The organism is Paenibacillus sp. OT2-17 (genome assembly GCF_009827695.1).
GTDB classification, from domain to species: Bacteria; Bacillota; Bacilli; order Paenibacillales; family Paenibacillaceae; genus Paenibacillus; species Paenibacillus polymyxa_B.
In genome coordinates this window covers 1-1,462 of the sequence record NZ_WUDQ01000744.1, presented here as the reverse complement: position 1 = coordinate 1,462, position 1,462 = coordinate 1, and the positions used below count along the sequence as shown (strand labels likewise).

Sequence of the window (1,462 nt, the reverse complement as noted above, 5' to 3'; positions counted from 1 at the left end):
GCCACGCTGCGATTAAATCCTTCCTTGCCGCCCTCCACCGCTGTGAAGTTCGTCACCAAATGCTCAACAAAAAATAGAGCCAACGGAATGACGCCAAGAAGCGAATGCAGCTTTCTGGAATAAAATCCTCTCATCTAGGTCATGCTCCCTTCTCTCAATAATAGCGTTTTCAATAGTAATATAACATATAAAATGACAGTTCCCGACAGGAAATGTCCAACAAGGTGTCCCTTATAAGGAAAAACAAAAGTGTGAACATCTTGTGTCGCTTTCATGTTACTCCTTTTCGGCTTATAATGGAATTGCAATATACGTATTAATTATTATGTCTTTTTTGCATATAGAGAGGAAGTGGATGATTTGTTTGAGGATTTGAACGCTTTTGCCGTCATTGTCGAGCAGTCCAGCCTGAATAAAGCCTCCAAACTGCTGAATCTGTCCCAACCTGCCCTGTCTCGCAAAATTGCCAAGCTGGAGGAACAGCTGGGTGTGAATCTCTTTGATCGTCGGGGCAAACGGCTCGAAATTACGTCCACTGGCCGATTTGTTTATACATTCGCACTAGAGCAACGGCAACGACAGCTTCGCTTTTTACAAAAGCTGTCCCAGCACAAAAATGAAGCCCAGAGTATGCTTACACTCGGCGCAAGCCTCACCACACTCCAAACGACGCTGCCTACCCTCGTCGAAGCTTTCATGAGCAAGCATCCTCAAACCGAGCTGAAGCTGCTCACCGGTAAAACCCATGAAATCGTCGCCTTTGTACGTGATAAAAAAGCAGACGCCGGTATTGTCGGGTCTGCCATTCATGAAGCCGGACTGCGTTGCATTCCGCTATTTGATGATCATTTGGAGCTTGTTGTTCCCATTGGACATGAATTAACCGTCAAGACAGGAACGGCCTCGATGAAAGATCTACAAGGATTGCCGATGATTATTTTCTCCAAAGGAACCTGGTATCGCAGTCTGACGGATGACTTATTCCAGCGCAGCGGCATCATGCCGGATATCCGCATGGAAATCGACTCCTTCGAGGCAATTGTACGCCTGCTTCCAACCTGTAAGGCTTCCGCCTTGCTACCCAAATCCTATTTGCGCAGCGAACTATTACGGGATAATGGACTCACTGCATTATACTTGCCCGATTTGAAGGAGACACGCCGAACGACCTCCCTCATTTACTCGGAGACGACCGATCTCGGTCCGACAGCACGACGCTGGATTAGCGAGACACGTGCGTCGTTTGCAGGCTACCGTATGGTGTAGAGGGTTTAGCCCTCTTCATTGACATTAACAACCTCATCCTCAAAGCGACCGATATTGTCATTCGAGCCGATGATGACCATAATATCGTCTGCTTTTAGCCGATCCATAGCCGTCGGTGCGATCAGGATACCGTTCGCCATATGAAGCGCCACGACACTACAACCAAAGCGAGTACGGGCATTTAGCTCTGCTAGCG

At 47.7% G+C, this 1,462-nt stretch carries 2 protein-coding genes and 1 pseudogene; 1 reads left to right on the top strand and 2 read right to left on the bottom strand.

Annotation, left to right across the window (positions count from 1 at the left end; all coding sequences use genetic code 11):
* Positions 1-134, bottom strand: a pseudogene (locus tag GRP75_RS26710) (succinate dehydrogenase); the annotation flags it as partial.
* Between the two features lie 226 nt (positions 135-360).
* On the opposite strand from GRP75_RS26710, the gene GRP75_RS26705 reads away from it, so the two are divergent.
* A complete protein-coding gene (locus GRP75_RS26705; RefSeq protein WP_076159680.1) occupies positions 361-1,266 on the top strand; it encodes a LysR family transcriptional regulator in 906 nt (301 codons plus the stop codon).
* A 5-nt stretch (positions 1,267-1,271) separates the two neighbouring features.
* Here GRP75_RS26705 and GRP75_RS26700 read toward each other — a convergent pair.
* A partial coding sequence (locus GRP75_RS26700; RefSeq protein WP_202404335.1) for a cation:proton antiporter regulatory subunit occupies positions 1,272-1,462 on the bottom strand: 191 nt, incomplete at its 5' end.